The 21011-nt window shown below is 48.6% G+C and carries 21 protein-coding genes; 12 read left to right on the top strand and 9 right to left on the bottom strand.

Annotated features, from left to right (window positions below):
• Positions 1–5 precede the first annotated feature (5 nt).
• Positions 6–629 carry a LysE family translocator gene (locus EYZ66_RS04135; protein ID WP_009574799.1) on the top strand — a complete coding sequence of 208 codons (624 nt, stop codon included), beginning with the start codon at positions 6–8 and terminating at the stop codon, positions 627–629.
• Between the two features lie 116 nt (positions 630–745).
• On the opposite strand, the gene EYZ66_RS04140 is transcribed toward EYZ66_RS04135, so the two are convergent.
• From EYZ66_RS04140 to EYZ66_RS04155, 4 genes are read right to left on the bottom strand one after another with little or no spacing between them, the layout of a single operon-like run.
• On the bottom strand, positions 746–2236 hold the full coding sequence (locus EYZ66_RS04140) for a carotenoid oxygenase family protein (RefSeq protein WP_009574800.1): 1491 nt from the start codon (positions 2234–2236) through the stop codon (positions 746–748).
• A complete protein-coding gene (locus EYZ66_RS04145; RefSeq protein WP_160195605.1) occupies positions 2220–3578 on the bottom strand; it encodes a spinster family MFS transporter in 1359 nt (452 codons plus the stop codon). The genes EYZ66_RS04140 and EYZ66_RS04145 overlap by 17 nt, the downstream gene beginning before the upstream one ends.
• Positions 3571–4377 carry an alpha/beta fold hydrolase gene (locus EYZ66_RS04150; protein ID WP_009577230.1) on the bottom strand — a complete coding sequence of 269 codons (807 nt, stop codon included), beginning with the start codon at positions 4375–4377 and terminating at the stop codon, positions 3571–3573. The genes EYZ66_RS04145 and EYZ66_RS04150 overlap by 8 nt, the downstream gene beginning before the upstream one ends.
• Positions 4377–6593: a TonB-dependent receptor gene (locus tag EYZ66_RS04155; RefSeq protein WP_009577231.1), complete on the bottom strand. Its 2217-nt coding sequence runs from the start codon at positions 6591–6593 to the stop codon at positions 4377–4379. Before EYZ66_RS04155 ends, EYZ66_RS04150 begins: the two co-directional genes overlap by 1 nt.
• A 182-nt stretch (positions 6594–6775) precedes the next feature.
• Here EYZ66_RS04155 and EYZ66_RS04160 point away from each other — a divergent pair, with 182 nt between their 5' ends.
• The 8 genes from EYZ66_RS04160 (at position 6776) to EYZ66_RS04195 (ending at position 15000) form a co-directional block, all read left to right on the top strand.
• Entirely contained in the window at positions 6776–7723 is a 948-nt protein-coding gene (locus EYZ66_RS04160; protein WP_009577232.1) for a winged helix-turn-helix transcriptional regulator, read from the top strand.
• A 562-nt stretch (positions 7724–8285) separates the two neighbouring features.
• Entirely contained in the window at positions 8286–9518 is a 1233-nt protein-coding gene (locus EYZ66_RS04165) for a tyrosine-type recombinase/integrase (RefSeq protein ID WP_009576113.1), read from the top strand.
• Positions 9515–10063: a hypothetical protein gene (locus tag EYZ66_RS04170; protein WP_040816786.1), complete on the top strand. Its 549-nt coding sequence runs from the start codon at positions 9515–9517 to the stop codon at positions 10061–10063. Before EYZ66_RS04165 ends, EYZ66_RS04170 begins: the two co-directional genes overlap by 4 nt.
• Positions 10064–10149: 86 nt before the next feature.
• A complete protein-coding gene (locus EYZ66_RS04175; RefSeq protein ID WP_009576111.1) occupies positions 10150–10329 on the top strand; it encodes a helix-turn-helix transcriptional regulator in 180 nt (59 codons plus the stop codon).
• Between the two features lie 278 nt (positions 10330–10607).
• On the top strand, positions 10608–11423 hold the full coding sequence (locus EYZ66_RS04180) for a primase/helicase family protein (RefSeq protein WP_009576109.1): 816 nt from the start codon (positions 10608–10610) through the stop codon (positions 11421–11423).
• Positions 11420–12778, top strand: a complete 1359-nt coding sequence (locus tag EYZ66_RS04185) for an AAA family ATPase (protein ID WP_009576108.1) — start codon at positions 11420–11422, stop codon at positions 12776–12778. The genes EYZ66_RS04180 and EYZ66_RS04185 overlap by 4 nt, the downstream gene beginning before the upstream one ends.
• An 873-nt stretch (positions 12779–13651) precedes the next feature.
• Positions 13652–14161, top strand: a complete 510-nt coding sequence (locus tag EYZ66_RS04190; RefSeq protein ID WP_040816785.1) for a hypothetical protein — start codon at positions 13652–13654, stop codon at positions 14159–14161.
• Positions 14158–15000: a metallophosphoesterase gene (locus EYZ66_RS04195; RefSeq protein WP_009576106.1), complete on the top strand. Its 843-nt coding sequence runs from the start codon at positions 14158–14160 to the stop codon at positions 14998–15000. The genes EYZ66_RS04190 and EYZ66_RS04195 overlap by 4 nt, the downstream gene beginning before the upstream one ends.
• A gap of 365 nt (positions 15001–15365) precedes the next feature.
• Here the strand turns inward: EYZ66_RS04195 and EYZ66_RS04200 are convergent, their stop codons facing one another.
• From EYZ66_RS04200 to EYZ66_RS04220, 5 genes are all read right to left on the bottom strand, one after another.
• A complete protein-coding gene (locus EYZ66_RS04200; protein WP_235714735.1) occupies positions 15366–15641 on the bottom strand; it encodes a hypothetical protein in 276 nt (91 codons plus the stop codon).
• A 62-nt stretch (positions 15642–15703) separates the two neighbouring features.
• A complete protein-coding gene (locus tag EYZ66_RS04205; RefSeq protein ID WP_040816784.1) occupies positions 15704–16411 on the bottom strand; it encodes a hypothetical protein in 708 nt (235 codons plus the stop codon).
• Between the two features lie 13 nt (positions 16412–16424).
• Positions 16425–17276 carry a hypothetical protein gene (locus EYZ66_RS04210; protein ID WP_009576103.1) on the bottom strand — a complete coding sequence of 284 codons (852 nt, stop codon included), beginning with the start codon at positions 17274–17276 and terminating at the stop codon, positions 16425–16427.
• 223 nt (positions 17277–17499) lie between these two features.
• Positions 17500–17910, bottom strand: a complete 411-nt coding sequence (locus EYZ66_RS04215) for an HD domain-containing protein (protein WP_139042583.1) — start codon at positions 17908–17910, stop codon at positions 17500–17502.
• Positions 17911–17968: 58 nt separating this feature from the next.
• Positions 17969–19141, bottom strand: coding sequence for a hypothetical protein (locus EYZ66_RS04220; protein WP_009576100.1), 1173 nt, complete (start codon positions 19139–19141; stop codon positions 17969–17971).
• Positions 19142–19363: 222 nt separating this feature from the next.
• Here EYZ66_RS04220 and EYZ66_RS04225 point away from each other — a divergent pair, with 222 nt between their 5' ends.
• The 3 genes from EYZ66_RS04225 (at position 19364) to EYZ66_RS04235 (ending at position 21005) form a co-directional block, all read left to right on the top strand.
• Positions 19364–19684 (top strand): HNH endonuclease, encoded by a 321-nt coding sequence (locus EYZ66_RS04225; RefSeq protein WP_050793415.1) that lies wholly within the window; start codon positions 19364–19366, stop codon positions 19682–19684.
• A 104-nt stretch (positions 19685–19788) separates the two neighbouring features.
• Complete coding sequence (locus EYZ66_RS04230; RefSeq protein ID WP_040816782.1) at positions 19789–20370, top strand: DUF1819 family protein; 582 nt, start codon at positions 19789–19791, stop codon at positions 20368–20370.
• On the top strand, positions 20367–21005 hold the full coding sequence (locus EYZ66_RS04235; protein WP_009576097.1) for a DUF1788 domain-containing protein: 639 nt from the start codon (positions 20367–20369) through the stop codon (positions 21003–21005). The genes EYZ66_RS04230 and EYZ66_RS04235 overlap by 4 nt, the downstream gene beginning before the upstream one ends.
• Positions 21006–21011 lie beyond the last annotated feature (6 nt).

The raw sequence follows: 21011 nt of genomic DNA on the forward strand, positions 1-21011 counted from the left end.
CGCACGTGTTGCCTCTTGATACCCTCCTCATTTTTTTTGGTGCGTCACTCAGCCTAGCGCTGAGCCCAGGGCCCGATAATCTATTTGTCTTAACTCAATCGGTGGCGAGTGGACGCCGTGCAGGGTTGATCGTGACGCTAGGTCTTTGCACTGGCTTGGTGTGTCACACGGTCGCAGTGGCATTTGGTGCGGCAGCGATGCTTGAGCGCTCCGCCTATGGGCTCATGGTATTGCAGTGGTTGGGTGCACTATATCTTGTCTATCTCGCTTGGCGTTTTTTCACAGCTGCGCCTGTCAGTGTGAGTGTTGCCGCAACTCAAATACGCCTTGATTTGCTTTACCGTCGCGGATTTCTGATGAATGTGACGAATCCCAAGGTTCTCATTTTTTTTCTGGCCTTTTTGCCTCAGTTTACAGATCCCAGAGAAGGAGGCGTGGCTTTTCAAATTGTGATTCTGGGTGGCGTCTTTGCGCTCGCTACGGTTTTGGTTTTCGGCGCAATCGCTTGGTTCGCGAGCGCATTGCGCTCTGGATTACTGTGTTCAGATGCGGTACAAACAATGCTTAATCGAATAGCGGCGCTTGTCTTTATGGTCTTAGCAATGCGTCTGATGTTGGTTGAGTTGTAAGGGCTAGCTGTTAGCCCGTGGCAGCTTGGCTACTAGCGGGACGCTTAAAGTGAGCATCCGGCAAGGCTGTGCAGGGCTCGAGCCCACCTAAGTGGGCTACACCGTCTTTCTGCCACTCAGATAGGGTAGGTTCTCTTGAGTCGCTCACCTTCTACCCAGCAGGCATGTGTTCCTGATTGAATGCGTTCGGGTAGTATGATTTGGCAAAGGGGTCCATTAGCGAGAGCCTGAGCGTCAAATATAGCGGCCTCAGAACGATCGAGCACTAGATCTTGAATGAAGACGATCAGGTATCCGTCATCTTCAAATTGACTATTAATGCGAGGAGCAAAGTGCACCTCGCCACCGTACCGCCCTTCACCGTATTCATATCGCGTATGCACGCCTGTTTGAAGATCAAATTTTTTGATGCCATTCATATTCCATGTTCCCGCTTCGAACAGGCTGGCGTATATATAGCGGTAAGGGTAGCCCTTGCAATCGTTGCGACAGACCGGAAACTCGCAAATTTCCTGGTCAATAAATCCCTCAATTGTCGTGCCGTTTTTTAGGTTGAAACGCCATCGGTACAAACGAGTTTTAGTCCGGTGTTTATCCAAGTGAGCCATGATGCGCTCGTAGGGATTTTCGCTGTGCTCTCCGACCCCGGGGCCCTGAGGTTCAAACGACACACAACCGTCCATTATGATTTCGTCTCCCTCCTCGTAATAATTGGCTGTGTGCAAAATAAAACACGATTTCGCCTCAAACCATTGGATATCGCTTCTTTGATCGGAACGAGAAAAGACACCAAAACGGGAAGGCTTATCTGGATAAAACTGCAGTTTGCGCTGTCCCTGTTTTCGTAAATCTGGATCGAAATAGAGCGGCAAATCGTGAACGATCAGATAGTTTTCCGTCATTCCCAGATCGTGTGGCCAGCGAGGAAAATCAAACTTAATGGATCGGTACGATGCTAAGTTACCGTTTGAGTCGACCGTCCCAACGTTGATAGACGGTGGTTCCTCAGGGTAATTCTGGAAGACCATTTCGTTGGTACGGTAATCAACCTTGAACTCACCTGCTATGCCCGCGTAGCCCACAGCTTTTGCTAAAACTGGGTCTGGTCCCAAGTTTTCAAGTGTAACCGGATCCATGCGCCAAGGCTCGCTGCCCTGACTCATGGTGACCAGTAAACTGCCATTATGGTAAATGACATCGGTGCCCGCGTTGTCCTTCATTGCCCCCATGGCCCCCCAGCCTCTGTACGAGAAGCGTTCGGGTTCTAAAACCCCGGGCCATAGAGCCCTCCCCGCAGCTTTTTCAGCTAGAAACCCCGTGGTGTGAACAAAGCGATTCCGGTACTGCATTTTACCGTCGCAGAAATAGGCACTGTGTATCATGCCATCGCCATCGAATGGATGGTAAATACCGATAGGTTCGTGGACCTGATTGTGGGTGTTGCGGGCATAGACTCCCCACAAATCGTTAGGAATTGTTCCTATAACTTCTAGGGTGTCCGTGTCAGCGTCGTATTCCCGAGCATTCGGCTTGAACAAGCCTTGTAAGAAAGGATTGTCATTATCGGGGCTGATGGTGATTTTCTCTTCGTTAATGATTTTCAACATGGTACGCCGGTACTCCGTCTCGAATCCGCTGTGAATACACGGATGAAAGTTTGGTTAGAATGATGATGGACATGGGTACTGCGATACCGCCCAGTATCATTAGTGAGCTTCCGACCTGTGCATCATTTTGAAAAATATTGTCTGTGATAAGGGCGACGAGCAGTGGCCCGAGCCCAAGCCCGATTAAGTTGATGACGAACAGGTAGTAAGCTGTAGCTTGCGCCCTAATTTCGATGGGGGTGCCGGTGTGAAGAGCGGCGATGGCCATACCGCCATGGAAGCTCGCAAAAAAATGCAAGAAGCATAGGGCGACCAAGGAAAATATGGGGCTTGGGGACATGGGAGAGGTTGCAAGCACTGCTGGAACGAACAGACAATATGAGCCAACGATAGCCGAGCGCACGAAGGCATCACTTACCTGCCGCTTGGCAAAAAAATCGCCTAAGAAACCGCCTGTAAGCACACCTGCGGGTGCTGCCAAGATGTTTATGAGTCCGTAAGTAACACCGATGTCGGCGACTTCCCAATTCCAAAACCTAATAAAATAGGCTGGAACCCAGGAGTGATAGGCGTAGCCCACCATCGTTAGCATCGACATTCCGATAAAATGTGCAAGATAAAACGACTTATGCTGCCTAAAGTAAGATAGAGCTCCCGCGATTGATGTGTCGTTAGCCGCTGTTGAATTTTCAGGTTGACCGCTAAACCGACCTCGTTTTGGTTCGCGCACGGTAAGCAGTAACAGGAACATCGGTATGCCTGCGAGCCCTAATACAATAAACGTGAGCTGCCATGACTTAAGCTCACCGAGCAACGGCAGTTGGACCATGTCTGGCATGGCAGCAATAAGGCCCCCACCAATTAAAAAGGCCAGTCCACTGCCTAGATACACACCCACGGTGTAGGTGCTCATGGCTCGCCCGAGCGATTCTTTCGGGAAGTAGTCCCCAATCATGGAATAAGCGCTCGGAGAGAGGGCTGCTTCGCCGACGCCGACACCAACTCGGGCGGCGAAGAGTCCAAAAAAACCTTTTGCGAGCCCACAGCATGCGGTCATGAAGCTCCATGCGGCTAAACCGGCCATGATGATTTTTTTGCGATTTTTGGTATCGGCTAGCCGACCCATGAATAAGCCTACGAACGTATAGAATAATGCAAAGGCGATGCCTTGGAGTAAGCTGAATTGGGTGTCAGTCAGGACTAAGTCGCGTTTTATTGGCTCAACCATCAGACTAAGAACCTGCCGATCAATAAATGACAGCGCGTAGCACAGCATGAGCACGCCCACGACATACCAGCTATAGGCTTTTTCAGCCGACGTTTGCCTTGGGTGACTAGACATCTTGGTACACTCTATTTAAAAAATTAAATACTGCGTTGTTAAATGCCGCTGTCTGCTCTGCCCACGCATAATGACCGGCATCGGTGATGCATACGTACTCAGCATTAGGAATGTTTTCTGCCATCGTTTCCATGATGCTCGGTTGACCCACGGGATCATATTCTCCTGCGATACACAGAGTGGGCACGGCAAGGTCTCTTAAGACGGCCCTGCCATCAAACTGAGTAATTGCTGTAATCGCGGCCTTGAATGTGTCATCGGGTGTCTCGCAGGTAACACGTTTTACCTTGTCTATCGCTGGTCCACTTGAATTGGGTGACAGCATCGATTGAATAACCCTCGCCGCGGCTTCGCTGAGTGTAACCCCATTGTTTAGGGGTTCTAATCGTTCCCGTAGGAAAGACTCTTGAAACTCCTTACTGGTGTGGCCTAGAGACTCGACAGTTGCCGATATTATCAGGGCTTGAACCCGCTCGGGCACTAATGTTGTTGCCAACGGTGCTATTAACCCACCCATACTGTGACCCAGAATGACGTTGTGTGAGTCTGCTGCACTGGTTGCTCGCACCAAGTCTGCTACTCGTTGTGCGAGGTACTCAATGGAATAGCCCGCTGTAGGTAGCGGGCTAATACCATAGCCTGGGGCGTCCCAGGCTATTACTCGATATCCTGCATTCGCGAGGACTTCAGCTTCCACGGTCCAGTAGTCGCTGCAGCCATAAGCACCATGCAGAAGATACACCGTATGGTTACCCGATCCGAATACTCGATAATCGGGTACGTTATGCACTTCGGTCATTAGTTTTCTCCGAAGTTATAGCGGAACGATAGCCCCCAAGTTTTGGGCGCGCCCACCCGAGAGAAGCCAGAATCGGCAACAGAAATGCTTGACGATCGATATAACTCATCGGTCAGATTTTTGCCCCATAAAGTGACACTCCATGCGTCGTCAGCCGAGGTGTAGCGCACGCTCGCGTTGAGTAAGTCATAGCTTGGCTCAAACGACACTGCGCGATTATCGTTCTCAAAAAACTGGTCCCCTTTACTGAGATACTCGATACGAGCCAAAGTTTCACCGGAGCCCAATTGGAGCGTTTGCTCGAGATAAATTGACGACGAATCTTCCGGCGTTCGGCGAAGTTTAAAGCCCGAGAGGTCAGCACCTGTATTGGTCGTATAGTCTGTGAATTCAGCATCTAAATTAGAATACGAGGCGCCTACGGTTAGCGAGTCGCTCACAGCCGCCGTGAGTTCAAGCTCCAGACCCGTGATTTCGGCAGTAGCGGCATTGTCGGTCACCAACACTAGGGTGGCCACGTTGCCGGGAACCGCCTCAACGAGCTGCAATACTTGAAGATCTTCGTAGTCGTTTTGGAACGCGGCTAAGTTAAGGCGCAATCGATTGTCCAACCACTCTGATTTCAAACCAATCTCGTAGGTCATGGCAAACTCAGGTTCGTAGCTCACTGAGGCTGAGGTTGCCGAAGCCGGCGCTGTTTGGAATCCTCCCGATTTATAGCCCTCTGCCGCACGGAAGTACACTAGCGCATCCTCGTTCAGCCGATAGTTGATCGATAGTGAACTGGTAATCTCGTCCCAGGTTTCGCTATTTCGAATATCGTAAAGTTCCGTAGCTGGTGCTAGCGACGGGAGTGCGCCGTTTGATAGATCTTCGACCGCTAAATCTATCGTTTTGTCGTCTTCAGTCCAGCGTGTGCCAAGGGTCACGCCCAGTTTGTCCGTAAACTGGTAATTGAACTGAGCGAATAGGGCTTTGCTTTCAGTCGAGTTGTCTTGATTGAATACGGGGTTTGATCGTGCGGGCGTTTGACCCGGCGGATTACCCGGGATTGCGAAGAACGCGCGTCGAAACTCCTCTTCTCTGTCGGTATCCTCTTTCAGGTAGAAAAATCCGACCATACCGTTGAGTTTGTCATTGTTGGCGGTGAATTCGTAGCGAAACTCTTGCGAAAACTGATCGGTTTTCTCTCGCCAAATATTTTGCGTTTGCAGCCTCGCAGGAGGCACGGGTAAGCCAGAAAGATCTTGGAACCAGTCGATATCAACCGTTCTTTGCGCAGTGATTGAGGTCAGTGTTCCCATTCCTAGAGACCAATCAAGCTTTAAATCGACACCTGTGATGTCGCGCTTCAAGTAACCGTCGTCGGCTGGTTGTCGGACACGCGGATTAGGATGAATGTCAACAGCACCAGCATTTTTTGCAAAAGATCCATCGGGAATGGGCTTGCGAGTGTTGCCGTAAACATCGTCTTTTGCTGTGTTAATGGTGAGTCTGGCGCTGAAGCTATCACTGGGCTGGTAAAGTAATTTGACTCGAGCGCTGGTGTTGTCCTCGCCATCTACGTCGCGACCGGTCGTCAGACTGTAATTATACCCGTCACTTTGTTTGGTGGAGAAAGCAACGCGGGCAGCGAGTTTGTCAGTTAAGGGCAGATTGACAGCGCCCTCAGATTCGAATCGACCGTGATCGCCGAAAGCGGTCACGCCGACATATCCACCAAATTCACTGCCGGGGTCGCGCGTAATCATGTGTAAGGCGCCGCCCACAGCATTTTTGCCATAGAGCGTGCCTTGGGGGCCACGTAATACCTCAATTCGCTCAAGGTCGAACATGGCTACGGCAGCGCCCGACGCTCGTGCGAAAACGACGTCATCTTGAAAAACAACAACCGAAGGGTCGCCGCCGGCGCCATCATCGGATGAGCCGATCCCGCGAATAAAAAGCTGCGGGTCGACTTGTGAAAACGGTGTGAATGAGACACTTGGTGTTGTGGCAACGATATCGCTAATGTCCACAAGACGTGCCTTCTCGATAAACTCCGCGCTGTATGCGCTGACGGCGACAGGGACATCTTGCATCGCTTCAGCACGACGCTGAGCTGTGACAACCACTTCTTCGAGTTGCGCTCCGATAGCGTTGTTGGAAAAGCTAGCCCCCGTGCTAAGTACGGCGCTAATAGCCAAAGCTAAAGAGCGATGATTACAGTTTTTCATTGTTTTCTCCCATTATTTTTATCGATTTTTCTAGTTCATTAATCATTGTTAATTCGATTACTAGAGCTAGTTCATTAAGTAGAGCAGTAGTTTTTGTGATTGTCAAACGCTGATTGGATCCGCTTTAAAATTTCATAAACGACTGGTTGTCGGGCATAATGATGCGAATAGGGGACCGTTAAATGAAAGTTGCTGAGAGAAAAATAAGAAATAGCTCGACCTTCAGAGCGGCGAGTGTCATTGGTGATTATTGGTCCACAAGAATTGTCCGAGAAGCCTTACTTGGGGCCGATGCTTACTCAGAGTTTGCAAAAAGAATAGACATTACGAATCAGACTTTGAGCGCGCGTCTTCGCTCTTTGGTGCAGTGCGGGTGTCTCGAGAAGTTCTCTCCCGATAGCCAAAAGTTTGGTACGCAAAGGTACCGACTGACACCAATGGGTAAAGATTTGTATGCGGTTTTATTTGCGATAAAGCGGTGGCAGGTAGTGAGCGGTTCGGCTGAGACTTTTGCGAGTCTGCCGGAGGACTTGGTTCATAAAAAATGTTGTTCGAACGACAATGTCGTTGTGGCCTGTTCGTGTTGTGGTGAAGAAATTCATCATATCGACATTCTCTCAGAGCAGGGACCTGGCGCGGGATACGAATTACCGCTCGGCGGAGCTCCCCAGCGGCAAGCGCTCATTCGAAGTCCACTCAAAGGCGATTCCTCGTTGGTGCCCGTTGGTATTGAGGGCGATAGGTGGGCGATTTTGATTATGGCCTGCGTCTTTTGGGGTGACTCCAAATTTGAAGAGTTTCAAGAGGATTTATTAATCCCCAGACATACCCTGACGACCCGGTTACGACGCCTGGTGGAGGAAGGTTTGCTCGCGCGCGTCCGATATCAAGCGGCACCCGTACGCTATGCCTATCAAGTCACAGCGAAAGGTGTGCTGTTTTATCCTGTGATATTGGCGCTTGCAGCCTACGGTGATAAGTGGCTCGATGTGGGGCGAGGAAAACCGGTCTATTTAAAGCACCAGCCTTGTGGCAATGTAACCGACCCTCAATTGCGATGTAAAAAATGCAATGCTGTGGTTGAGCCGGACGATATTACGTCTGCTTTGCATTGCCAAAAGAGCGCTTGAGTAGCTTGGTTTGTTTTTTGCCGAGATTTTTGGCGTTGTCGGTTAAATTGTTTACTGCTTGTTGATGTTGATCGAAAGGTTTCTCCTTCGAGCGCGGGTTCAGCCGTCACAGCCGCTGAAAACAAAAAAAGGGCCACCTAACAGAAGATCGATAAGGGAGTTGCGTCGCTCTCGGCCATCCGTGGCCTTCGCGACACACCAACATCGTGTTGGCGACGCCGCGTCCTGCGTCCGCGGGAGTTGAACCCAGCGCCGCTGAAAACAAAAAAAGGGCCACCTAAAGGTGGCCCTTTTTTTGTTTTTGGTGGAGGCGGCGTCCCCATTCGAGGTGTTTCATATCGTTGCAGTAAAGCTCTTTAATTGGTATGTAAATCAATGATTTATAGTTATTTTGGGCGAATTTTTGTCTTAATTTGTAGCAATGAATCGCACCCAATGTTACTTTTTTATGTGGGAGTTAATGTGGGAGCCGAAAAGATTCAGTCTAACATGGAAGTTTAACCCAAGATTTTTGTTTTAGGTTTACTCCGGTTTTAGTTCGATTGAAGGATGGGGAGTCGAATTGCCAAAAAAAGCAAAAGAAATGAGCGCCGTCGAGGTGCGCCGATTAACCGGCCAAGGCCGCCATCCAGTAGGAGGTGTCGCTGGGCTTCATTTATTGGTTTCTCCAAGTGGCGCGCGCTCTTGGGTTTTGCGGACTAAGGTAGGGGATAAGCGCCGCGATATCGGTTTAGGCGGGTTCCCTGATGTTACGTTGTCGGATGCGCGCGCTAAGGCACGCGAACTGCGCGAACGGATATTAGGCGGTATCGATCCCATAGCTGAGCGAAAATCGGCGCGTGACGCGATACGTGCAAGTCAAGCTAAAGCATTGACCTTTAAAGAGGCGGCGTACCGCTGCCATGCTGCACGCCAAGATGAGTTCAGCAATCCCAAGCATCGGCGCGACTGGATCAATTCATTAGAGCGCCACGCCTTTGCTCACATCGGCCACCTTCCTGTTGATGCTATCGAACTGCCCCATATTCTCAAGGTGTTGGAGCCGATATGGAAAATCAAAACCGAAACGGCGACTAGGGTGCGGCAGCGCCTTGAATCGGTGTTGAGCTGGGCGACTGTATCTAAGTATCGTGCTGGAGATAACCCGGCGCGCTGGTCAGATAATTTGAGCGAGCTATTGCCGACGCCTAGCAAGATAAAAAAGATCAGACATCACAGAGCGCTCCCCTGGAAAATAGTGCCTGAGTTTATGAGTGATTTGCGCTGCCGGGATGGACTGGCCGCGCGCGCATTGGAATTCATCATTCTAACCGCTGCACGATCTGGCGAGGTGCGCTTTGCCACCTGGGGTGAGATTGACGAAAGCGCCCGAATTTGGCACGTACCAGCCGAACGGATGAAGTCACGCAAGAATCACAAGGTGCCGCTATCGGATACCGCGCTGGAATTACTCTCGCGTGTTCCACGTATGGAAGGAAGCAATTTCATATTCACCGGAGCGAGGGGGGGCGTTTTATCGGATGTGAGCGTATTAGCTGTATGCAGACGAATGGGGGTTGATGCTACCCCGCACGGTTTCCGATCATGTTTTAAAGACTGGGCAAGATCATCAACGAGCTATGCCGATGAAGTGTCAGAACTGGCGCTTGCTCACGTTAACAATGACGCCACTAGGGCGGCGTATGCGCGCGATGAACTGATTTCACAGCGAACAAAATTGATGACAGACTGGGCAAAATTCATAGACAACCCAGCGAAGCGCACTGCAGTGACGCCAACACGAGGCCAAGCATGAATCGCTCTTCTATGTATGTAGATCCCGCCACTGGCAATGTTCGGTTGGTGTCAGCCCAGGAATATGACGCTGTTGCGGCGGAAATGTGGAATAAATATATGGTCGAGGCCGAAAAAGCGCTGGCTGACCCGCACGGCGATCTAACAGACCCTAGATATATTGAGCGTCTGATCATTAAGGCGCTGAGGTTATATGGTCGATTGAAGATTGCCGATGCGCTAGCACGGAAAGGCGGTAGGCTACCCAAGGGGGCTATAAGCAGGGCTGAGGCGATCGATAGTTTGTCTGGCGATGAAGATCCTGTGTTGCGTCATGCAGTCACCTTGCTTCCAAAGCAGAGGAAAGAGCGAAACCCCAAGGTTAGAGTAAAATCCGCCCGCATGCCCGGGTGGGAAATAGCTAGGCTTGTGAGAGCCCAGCTATCTGTCGATCCTGTGAAAAATCGAGCTTTCAGAGCCGTCGCAGAGGCACTGGGGCCCGACTATTCGCTGGAATACGTCAAGAACACTTGGTACAAATTGGGCGTAAGCACAAAAAATAAATAAAAGCGTTCCCGTTTGCTGACTACGACAAACGCCTAATTACGGCGAATCTAGCCCCGTTGATATTCAAAGCACAACGGAGGCACGACATGCAACAAATCACATATCTCACTGACCGCCAAATTGCTGAGCGATATGGCGTCTCTCGATGTACCCCTTGGCGTTGGGCCAAAGCAGGCGACTTCCCAAAACCCGTCCACTTATCCGCCGGCTGTACACGCTGGCGTGCTGATGATATCCGCTTATGGGAAGAAAAAACTCGCGAATAAAAAGCGGTCCTATCAGAGTCGTATAAGTCGAAAAAGTTAAACCAAAAATGGATTGAAGAAATGATTATCTCAGATTCTCGAATACTAAATTTTGTTAAGCACACTGGCGCACACTGTGTTGAGGTGCTAGACGACGGTACAGGATATTTGCTTTGGCTGTGTGACCGAGTTTGGGTTTTACATAATCATCCAGAGCTATCGGAGTCTCTGTCCCAGAACGATGACCTAATCATATCTAAGGCAATGGCGCTTATTAAGCGGCATGGGGAGCGTGCGGCATGAGTGCTCTTACCGCCCAACAGATAGCCCTCGCTCTTGATGGCAAGAAATGTGGCCAGTCGTGGCATACGTACTGCCCCGTCCATCAAGGGAGTAACCGCAACTTTTACATTACCGAAAAAAACGACAGACTACTCTTTCACTGCTTTGTAGGTTGTTCTCAAGAGTCAGTCATTAATGAATTAAAGGCACTTGGGTTGTGGCCAGTAAGAGACAAAGTAAGCCAGCGCAAGCCGCGAATCGACCTTGCCGCGCGACTAAAAAAGCAAGAGCCTAAACCACACTCTGCCACTTTACCCAAAGCCATCGAGTTTTGGCGCAGAGCAGATAACGATGGGGCGATGGTGGCTGACCACCCTTACGCTAGGAGTAAGCGCATCACTCAAGCCTTTGGTGCAAGGCGTGGCATCGCCGGTGGCTGCGTTCTTGGCTATAAGGCCGACTGCATTGTTGTCCCCAATCGCAACTGGGACGGCGAGTTTATTGGTGTCGAATGTATAAACCATGAGGGCAAGAAACAGACCTTTGGCAATAAGGGTATATTGATACTGGGTAATCCCGAGGATGCACCGTTTATTCATTTATGTGAAGGTTGGGCGACGGCATACGCACTTTCCCAAATGTTTCCCCAGCGATTCGCGACCATTGTCTGCTTTGGTAAGCAGATCGAAAAGGCGGTTCCGGAGGTCAGCAAGAGATACTCAGGCAGACTCGTGATCCATGAAGAGTCACCCAAAAATCGCGATGCATGGGACATATGGCATGCAGGAGATGGCGATACCTATATTAAAAATATACTGGGGGCACTATCATGATCACTCTTGCCCCTATTACTTCCATCGCGAGCGACGATGCTGATGTGAATTCTGTTGAGCTGCGGTCACCAAGCGTAGAGCACCGACTCACGATGTATCGCGAACTACCTGTGCATCCCGAAGCACCAAAAATGATCCTACCTCGGGTTATTCAGTACGGCGCCACCGTCCTTGCGAGCTACCCAGGCACCGGCAAAACCACGGCGGTAACGTCTCTGGCCCTTGTCGTCGCCGGTGCTTACAAGCACGCAAACCTCTCAATAATGCAACCGCGGCACATAGTCTATTTGTCCGAGCATCCAGAACAAGTTGAGCAGATTCTGAGTGCATTGATTGCTGAGGGAGTAGTTGACAACGCAGTTGCTAGAGAGCGATTTCATCTAGTAGATACATGCCGGGTCCAGCCCTTAGATCTACCTCCCATTGCGCGGAGGTGGGCAGATGACTGGACTGAATCTCTGACACGTAATGGCGTTACGGTCGATTGGCCACCGTGGGTAGTTATAGACACCGCCGCAGCGACGCTACACATAGAGAACGAAAACGACAATGCCGAGTGGAGCGCAGCCATAAGCGTATGGAAACAGCAATGCGCCGGCTTGCCTTTGCTGATGGTCGCTCACACGTCAAAAGCCCACAAACACGGTAAAGCCGAGGATATGACCGTACGTGGCGCCTCATCTATTGAAGGTGATGTCACCCAAGTAATCGTGTTGGCAAAAGATGAAACTGGCGACAGGTATCTCGAAATCGCCGGCCCAAAGCATCGCTTTGAAACTGATATCAGCGCCATTCGGCTGGCTAGCTATTTGGCAACCGTTAACACTGTTAATGAGTTCGGCGAGCCGGTTTTGACGCCGACTCGATATGTGGAGCTCGAACCACTGACGCAAGATGACCGGCAGGAACGGAGGAAAGAGCAGCAGGAAGCCGAGGCGATTGCTCGAAAGCTCCAGGTCGCCGAAGAGTTGAGTAAAATAATACCGAGTCTATGGGCATCCAAGCAGCTGCCAATTCAGACCACCCTAATTGATCAATGCAAAAGCGCTCGCCTTAATTTCCGCAAGTCTGATTATGCCACGACCTTCACCGATTTGAGCGATGATACGCTGGTTCATTACGACAAGTACGATCTTGCATTGTTAAAGCCCTACCTAGTGGAACTGGGTTTTAAGTCGCCACCAAAAAACTGTGCTGGCATCTACCTTCTTCGAGATACAAACCCTCTCGCGGAGGCATGGGAGCGGCTACAGAGCGATATCGGAGATGATTTAAACGTTCCCAAAGAGCCGGAACCTTTAGAGCGCCGAGAGGATGAAGTAACCTTATCTGAAGGCCATGAAATTGGTAATTAAAAAGTTAAAAGTTCCCGCCCATAGAAAAATAGCTCAAGGAACTTTTTGGGAGCGGGCTAATGCCCACGCTCCCCAAAAAGTAAAGGTTCCGGGCAAAGCGGGAATCATTCGGAACTTATCGGAGCATTTAGATTTTTTGGAGGATTCACCCATAATCTGTCAGCGCAGACCAGACCTTGATCTGCAAGCACAATCACTCACGTAGTTGATCGATCCGCGACAGGGCCACGATAGCGAAGGGTTCATTAATTAGCGCGTCGGTGGGTGGTCAGCCACGCTGCACAGGATGTGGCGACTTATTCTCCATCGATGTCAATTTCGACCAGCGCCTAAAGGCCGAGCATGGTGTTGATTGTTGTTGTGTATATCCAGTGAGCGTAGGTCTGTTGTTGGGGGGGCGATATGTGGAAAGTACCGCCAAGCAAGCATCAATTCTGGACTAAAGCACAGGCTCAAATTAGCAACGCTAGGCAAAAATCAATGGTAGAGAATAGACTACGATAAATGTGCTTTGACGCGTTCAAATGTGGAAATTGTCTAGCCGAACTGGATCGCCGAAATTCAACCGCTAGGTGCAGCTAGCGCTTTTGCAACACCCTTGCCATATCGAGCCAGAAGGAACCGCCTGCCTCCAGCGGCGCTCAGGCACTCTGGCCTGTCGTCAGTGTGGGTGTCCTCGCAACATAGTCCAAATCTATTGTCAGGCTAGTTGATGTCGTTTCGTTTGTGTATCAACTAGCAGATTTATGGCAAGCTGTGATCGCCGGCAGGTCTGTGTTATTCACAAGGAGATAACTTTGAGCCTAGGAGCCGGCAGACAGGCGCCTCAGAAACACTTTTGGTGGGTTACAACACTCAGAAAGGATCGAGTAAATGCGCCATATAGAAATTACAAAACTACCTCATATTTGGGATCAAGGCGAATACTCGGAGACCGTCAACGAATATTTGAAACGTGCCTATAATCTGGACTCTCCTATGAGTGGCGAATGGGGATATACGACTGAGGATGCTGTCATTTTTGAGCGCCCACCAAGTTCTTTGCCAATTGACTACGTTGCATGGGAATGGATCTTTGTGGAAAAACGTGTCTACAGTGAATGCATAGTCTTTAGACCTCCAAATGATCGATTTTCTGGAATTAAGTGGAAACTGCAGAAACAAAGACTGTTAGATATTGCTAATCGAAAAATTGACGAACTCACGTTTGCAATCCAAATGCTGGCGGATAATGACTTCGAGGAACTAAAGAATGACTGGGAGAAAAATGACTGTTTCTTCGGCGACCCTCGTGGACAAGAAGAACACATTCAACGTAGATCGGATCTTACTTATTGGTACACCTCAGTGTTCTTTTTTGATGTTACACAAGTGATTGCGTGAGTTTTTTGAATTTAAGAAAATTCGGTTTATTTATAGCAATTACCTTTTTGGTAATCGTAGTACATCTTGGGGGCTCGATAACAAAAAGTTTGAAGACCGAAAAAAATGAAGTTTCGTTGAAGATAGAAGACCTTCCGTTTGATAGAAGTTATCAGATTGCGGTGGTTGGCGATTTGCACATTACAGAGGACAACAAGTCTCTTTTGGAACTGAGATATCTAATTCAAACGATCAAAAATTCTGACCCTGACCTTGTCCTTTTCTTAGGCGATTACATTGAAAACCCTCAATTTATAAAAAACCTCATATCTCACCGAAAGAACGTCATAAGTATTCTAAAGTCAACAATACCTTTCCCATCGATATTTGTGATGGGTAATTATGAGAGTTGGTCAGATCCAGCTATATGGCGCAAAGAATTCGCCACCTCTAACCTAGACCTTTTGGAAAACGAAACACGGATCATTGAGACAAAAAAAGGCACTATCTGCATCAGAGGTTTAGGGGATAGTTTCACCGATAGATTTACGTATGTCGATTATCCTGCCGAATGTGGGAGTCTTCCAAAGATAACTATCACTCACGATCCAGAAGGGGCATTTCATCCTAAAATGAGGGGGTTAGTGCTCTCAGGGCATACTCACTGTGGTCAAATTAGTTTGCCGTTAGTTGGTGCGATCTGGGTTCCATCTCAAGCGCCCCGAAACGCAACCTGTGGACTTTATCAGGACGAAAATATAACTCTTTATGTGACATCAGGGGTGGGCACTAGTATTTTGCCTATTCGCTATGGCGCCCAGTCTGAATGGGATATGGTTACGTTAGAAAATTCATATTGATAGCGAATAAGATGAGGGCAAGCATCAAATAACTTAACCCCAAAGATGACGATATACACTCGCCCGACGGATCTTAAGTGTAATAGTCATGACCTAATCTGACAAAACACCCAGAAAAACTGGTAACCGTCAGATCAGGTCTGAACTACTACACTTCATCGACTACTAACAATATCACCCCACAGGTTTAAGGTGACTGCTTGATCTAAATCGACAGATCGATGTGATTAGGGTGGTTAAAAGTGTCGCCGATCGGATTGCACCTCTGTCAATACTGTAGACATTGGTCAAATGTCCACCCCCTGAAAATTGCATTATAGCCACCTGTCGCGAAAGCATGCACGTGTCTTCACTCGATCACCAATTCATCCATTCTTGGGTTTGTCTAAGGAAATGCCCTCGTCGAACTTGCCCTCGTAGGTTGTTCCCTTGAAATACAGTTTGCCGCGCCCGTGATATTGGCCTACCTCAAACTCGCCCTCGTATTCCTCAACCACTTCGCCATGCAGTATATAGATGATGTGCCCGCGTCCGTGGGGAAGGAGATTATGGTAGGCATAACCATAATCGTGTACGTCGGTTCTGTTTAATGATTCTGCAGTAAAGTCCGCAGATAGGACCTCGCCGGTGTAAGTAACCACCACACTTTCAGTATCAAAGAATTCAGTGTTTTGCCTTCTTCGTTTTAAAAATCCAAACATGGTTATTTATCCTCCGTTGGTTTCTGCTCGGGCTGGGCTTGATTCGTCTTTGGTGTTTTGAGTAATTTTTTTGATAAGGTGAATAGGGCTCGGCAATCGTCTGCGTTGTAGGCCAGTAAAGCGATGAAAATTTGCTTTGTGCGCAGTGGCCAGCGCTTAAATCGCGAATGTACAGCTAGGGCTGCATCGGTCCTTCGGCAAGATTCGGCTGCTCCGATTTGTGGGGTTTTAACGGTTTTAGCATTCGGTTTAAGTGTTCTAAGGTACTGATTTAAAACTTTGTCATCTTCTGTATTGAGAGTCATGCGTCGCCGATTAATGTAGCGCTTTGCGGTCGGTAGTAAATTAATCGAGTTTGCTTTAAATCGCTCAAGGTGCTCGGGGCATTGCTCCGCCACGACTGCCCGTTCGTAGTCCGACCAATACACGATTTTTTGGTCATTCTGTTCGGCTTCGTCAAGTAGACCGTTGATAAAGTCGGCGATTGAGGGAGCATATGTACAGGCTCCTCTGACGCGAGTGATACTGCTCCATGACTCTTTGAAGAAGGTGGCCTTGTAATGGGCATTGCCCCACTGAAAAGATTTTGGCCGGTATACGCCCGCTAAGTGAGGCGGTGGGCTGCCTCGGTTTTTAGAGCGGCCTTCTCCTTCAAAGTCCAGGTAGATACAGTGGTCTCGTGCATAGGTTGGCTTTGGTCTTTTTGACATTGTAGCTCCTCGGCTATAGCTGGCTAACTAATGCTATGCGCAATTCAGGGTCTTGGCTTCTTGAAGTCTCTTTTGGAAATGTGCCATCGGCTAGGAGCATTTTTTCCATAATGAAATACGTGGTGACTTTGTGCGAAATCAAGACCTTAAATGTGTGTACAAAGATGTCACCGGCGCTCTCATCGTGCTTCATATACTCGAAAATATATTTTGGGCTGAGATTGTCCCGCAAGCGGTTCGAGGCATTCAGGGTTACGTAAAGCAATCGGCCCGTGAGTTCGAGAATCGCCAGCCATTTTCGTTTCATTTCTATGGCTAAGAAGGTCGCGTTTTGCTTAGTTTTGGGGGACGCATAGCGCGCGAATACCGCGACTTCTTGGTTAATGGCACGTTCAATTTCATGTCGTTGATCGGTTAAAGCCGTAATGTCCTGGCGGACGTTGTCGATGTTGCCGAACTCAGTCGATGTCGCGGATTCGCTGTCCAGTATTATGCGGTCGAACAGGCGCATAGCCGACTCATAGTATCGTACTGGATCCTTATCGCTCATGTGTTGCGCCCTAAACGCGATGCACTCTAGCTCGTTTCGCAATAACTCGTCGGTTGGCAAGTCTGGGTCTTTTATGTTGTCGAGCTGCGCAAGTTCCAGCTCTATTAAGCGTCGTTGGAGTGGGGGAAGCTTCGTGTAGTCATCTCGCACCTTGTCTACTTTGCGCATGCTTTCTAGTAAAGGTTTTGTATGGTCAGCTTCGTCTTCATAGATGTTGAATTTCAGTGCCAAGCTCAGCCAGTAGTGCAAATTAACTTGCGCGTTCATCACTGAATACTCAGGGAAAGTCTCGTTGTACATGTTGCGGTTCCACATCGTTTTTGCTCCACGTTTGTTAGCGCCTTTTTTATCGTTGCGTGATTTTGGGTATAGTTGTCAACAAGAAATTTTGTTTTTCTGTTTCGGATTGGTTTATCGAGGACGCGGAGGCGAAGCCGTTAATGTAAGTGCTTATAGCCCGGGAGATACCAACATTTATTCTGTTTGTTATGCGGGCGGCCCATTGCTTGCCAAGCCGATTTGAATGCAGGTGTGCGAGCTAAATAAGATCGAAAACTCTATTTTTGGCTGCCCGTGTAAAGAGGTAGCGCTCATCGACAATTAACCCGACTCGCCCAATGTCCAAACGGTCGGCATCCCAACACGTTGCAATTGTGTCGTTGAAGCTGGCTCTGCAGCCAGGCAGCGCATGGGTATGGCCAGCGCAGGCTCGTATCAACAAGTAAAATTGATAATCATCTAGCTGAATCAAGTGTCTGTGCTTTTTTGCGTAACTAGCGGCACGGGGGCCGTGCAGTGGGTCTTCATATTCATCATGGCGACAGCAATCATGTAGCAGGGCAAAGTAGGGGATGATATCGACATCAGCGCCAGTTTCTGGAGCCAGACTTAATCCGTTGACCATTACACGAGACCAATGCTTTAAACCATGCCAGGGTGATTGCCACATGTCCGTATCGCGTTTTATTTGTGCTAGGAGTTTCTCATCAAACACCTTTTTTGATCGCCTAGACAATGTTGCTAGAGTGTGGATATAAAAAAACGCTGTCATTCAAATTTAGCATATCCAGTTGCCGTATAAGACGCTGTTGATCTTTGTCATCGTGTTTTTTATGAATGATCACGTAGTTTAAGCCGCCCGTGTTTTTGAGGTAGATCCGGCCCATATTGGGTTTATTCGGATCGCCTGTGTTGATGTGTTGTCGTAGTTCCTTCCAGTTAGAGGTCCCGCGGAGAGTAGTTAACGCGGCGTCGTTATTGTTAATCGTATGTAAGGCGGCGATTAGGCCCTCTACTTTTGGGAATTCTTCAGTTATGAGTCGTACAGAGTCTTTGAACACCGCAATGTTGTCATATTGGGTAAGTACGGTGGTTAGAAGCGTGTCTAGCCTTTGATCTGATCTCGCACGTTCTCTTACTTTGCTCAGAGTTTCATTCAAGTTCTCGTAACGCTCTTGAAGTCGTGATAGCTCATTCTGAATTTCCTCTTTGCCTTGAGACGCCTCGCGCAGTGCACTGATTTCCTCCTCGTAGTCTTCGAACACGGTGTAGAGACCTTCGTTTTCTTTTGTGAGCTCGCGCACTCTATCGATCCAGATTAATACCTCCGATTGATCATGCACTTCTTCATGAAGGTTTAGCTCAGACGCCGGCAGTTGGGGTGTTGCTGAACATGTGAAATATTTGGCCGCTATAGCACGAACTTGATCGGGCTCATGATCACTGCTAACACGGATAAAAAAGTCGTAGTGGATACCGTTATCTGCTGGTCTCGAGCTCTGGTCTACCCTCAGTACAGACAAACCGTTGTCCGCTAGATGTCCAGACAAGTGTTCAGCAAAGCTAAAATCGCCATTGAATACGACATAGTTACCAAAGCGGTTTACCTCTATGTGCCACTTGGTCTCTGAGGGGCAGTAGTCTCTGAAGGATAGAGGCTCATTCGAAGGCCAAAAGATCTTGTGTTCTTTTTTATTGAATTTGTCTCCACCAAGTTTGATGCCGACTTCTTCGGTTGGTGAATCTCCGACCGGAAATAGAGGATACAAATCCCCGCTGTGAACTACGCCGGCATATTTGCTATCTATTCGTCTGACCGGTTTGTCATATGCCCACTTCAAAAACGCGCTTTCTTCTGAAAATACGGCAACTCTCTCTAAGTTTTTAATGGTCCTTGGCATGCGGCGTGCCCCTTCTCGAAAAATGTTCCGATAATACCTTGTTTGAATTTTTTCCTACGTCGCCGGAGAGGTTAACCTACCAGAATCGAAATTACATCAACGTCCAGACGTGCATCTGAAAGGGTAGCCATCTGCTACCTGTATAAACATACATCGCATACAATCACCAAAAAGTGTTTTATAAAGGAAGCATAAAGATCCCAAACACAAAGGTGTACCCCAGTGGTAAATATTCTAGTCAGAGGCCAGTGCTCAGTGACGGGATATGCTGATAAACGCTTTTTGATTGCGTCGCATATCAAGCCCTGGCAAGCGGCAGAAGATGGCGAGCGGCTTAATGATTTTAATGGGTCACCGCTTATTTCAAATTTAGATAAAGCCTTTGATTTGGGCTACATCAGTTTTGCCAGTAGCGGCGAAATTCTAATTTGTAGCGAGTTAGAGCAGCCAGAGAAGTTGGGTGTTAGCGAGAGCTCTAGAATCACAATTCGCGCCCAGCACCAGGGTTTTATGGAGTATCACCGGTCAGAGTGTTTTATTTGATTTGTGCGCTTGTGATTGGTGGTTGGGTCGTTTTTAATTGCGAAGAACAATGAAATAACCTGCTATAAGGCAAGTTATCGTCTTACTAGCGTTTGGAATGACCAGTGACAAAAAATTACAAGATCGGCTTCACCCGTCCAGCTCTGTTAAGAGAAATAGTAATCCTGGCTCAGCTATATACCGATCATCAGGATTGGCAGCGAGTGCGTGAAGAGGTCATCAAAGAAAATTTGTTGCAGACACGCACAGCGCGCTCTTCAGAGGTTCTATATGGCGAGATGCAAAAAAGACTAAGTCTGCTGAATAGCGAGCAAATAGAGCTTATTGCTGATGACTATGAAGGCGACGTCCGGCAGCTGGTCTGGATGTCGATATGCAAACAGTATCCGTTTGTTGGCGATTTCGTGCTCGAAATCGTTGCGCCTGCAATAGCGTCGGGGCGACAGAGCATCGATTACGATGATTATGGGTACTTCTTCAATGCGAAGGCGGAGTGGCACCAAGAATTGGAAAAGGTGTCCGAAAAAACCCGCTCTAACGCGCGGGGCGCCGTTTTTCAGATGATGCGCCAGTGTGGTCTGCTCACTGAATCTAATGATTTGGTTCCTCAGATGATCTCTGCGGCCCTGCAAAACTGCTCATCAGAATCCGATCTAGCCTTAATACCAGGAGCGATTCGTTTATGAATCAGGTGTCCAATTCTCCGACCCGTTTAAATACCGTCTCAGCAAAGAATTTAGCGGATAGCCAGGCACACCTGCTAACTGTGGTCTCTAGTCAACGTTTCTTAAGGAACGAAGGCCTGAATAACGAAGTTCCGTTTCATATTTGCCCGTTTGAGCCTGAAATCAGCGAGGACATGAACCACGCAATCAAACAACTCAGAAATGAGCTCGACGATAAAGGCATCGGTGTTCTTGAGGTCAACCTGTATGATCTTGTGGTTGAAATTCTCAAAGAGGAGGGCGACTGGGAATGGCTGATAGAGAATGAGCTCACGCTATCTAGAGAGGAATTAAAAGAGGAGCTGCAGGGCATTCTGGATACCGAGAACGTGTTGATTCCCGCCATTGTGAAGAAGATGAAGGGTTCCGCTTTCGATGTCATGTTCATTACTGGGGTCGGTGAAGTATTCCCCTATATCCGATCTCACAACATCCTGAACAATTTACAGCGCGTTGCTAAAGAGCAGCCAACACTAATGTTCTTTCCGGGTAAGTATCAACATTCGCTGGCGAGCGGCGCGTCTTTGCGCCTGTTCAATAAGCTACAGGATGATAAATATTATCGTGCGTTCAATATTCTCGATCGAGCGAACTGATTTAAG

This window comes from Aequoribacter fuscus, assembly GCF_009910365.1.
Lineage (GTDB): Bacteria > Pseudomonadota > Gammaproteobacteria > Pseudomonadales > Halieaceae > Aequoribacter > Aequoribacter fuscus.

Bases quoted from the DNA above. Each gene is read 5' to 3' on its own strand.
- EYZ66_RS04140 (WP_009574800.1), bottom strand. From the start codon at position 2,236: ATGTTGAAAATCATTAACGAAGAGAAAATCACCATCAGCCCCGATAAT.
- EYZ66_RS04145 (WP_160195605.1), bottom strand. From the start codon at position 3,578: ATGTCTAGTCACCCAAGGCAAACGTCGGCTGAAAAAGCCTATAGCTGG.
- EYZ66_RS04150 (WP_009577230.1), bottom strand. From the start codon at position 4,377: ATGACCGAAGTGCATAACGTACCCGATTATCGAGTATTCGGATCGGGT.
- EYZ66_RS04155 (WP_009577231.1), bottom strand. From the start codon at position 6,593: ATGAAAAACTGTAATCATCGCTCTTTAGCTTTGGCTATTAGCGCCGTA.
- EYZ66_RS04160 (WP_009577232.1), top strand. From the start codon at position 6,776: ATGAAAGTTGCTGAGAGAAAAATAAGAAATAGCTCGACCTTCAGAGCG.
- EYZ66_RS04170 (WP_040816786.1), top strand. From the start codon at position 9,515: ATGAATCGCTCTTCTATGTATGTAGATCCCGCCACTGGCAATGTTCGG.
- EYZ66_RS04175 (WP_009576111.1), top strand. From the start codon at position 10,150: ATGCAACAAATCACATATCTCACTGACCGCCAAATTGCTGAGCGATAT.
- EYZ66_RS04180 (WP_009576109.1), top strand. From the start codon at position 10,608: ATGAGTGCTCTTACCGCCCAACAGATAGCCCTCGCTCTTGATGGCAAG.
- EYZ66_RS04185 (WP_009576108.1), top strand. From the start codon at position 11,420: ATGATCACTCTTGCCCCTATTACTTCCATCGCGAGCGACGATGCTGAT.
- EYZ66_RS04190 (WP_040816785.1), top strand. From the start codon at position 13,652: ATGCGCCATATAGAAATTACAAAACTACCTCATATTTGGGATCAAGGC.
- EYZ66_RS04205 (WP_040816784.1), bottom strand. From the start codon at position 16,411: ATGTCAAAAAGACCAAAGCCAACCTATGCACGAGACCACTGTATCTAC.
- EYZ66_RS04210 (WP_009576103.1), bottom strand. From the start codon at position 17,276: ATGTGGAACCGCAACATGTACAACGAGACTTTCCCTGAGTATTCAGTG.
- EYZ66_RS04215 (WP_139042583.1), bottom strand. From the start codon at position 17,910: ATGTGGCAATCACCCTGGCATGGTTTAAAGCATTGGTCTCGTGTAATG.
- EYZ66_RS04220 (WP_009576100.1), bottom strand. From the start codon at position 19,141: ATGCCAAGGACCATTAAAAACTTAGAGAGAGTTGCCGTATTTTCAGAA.
- EYZ66_RS04235 (WP_009576097.1), top strand. From the start codon at position 20,367: ATGAATCAGGTGTCCAATTCTCCGACCCGTTTAAATACCGTCTCAGCA.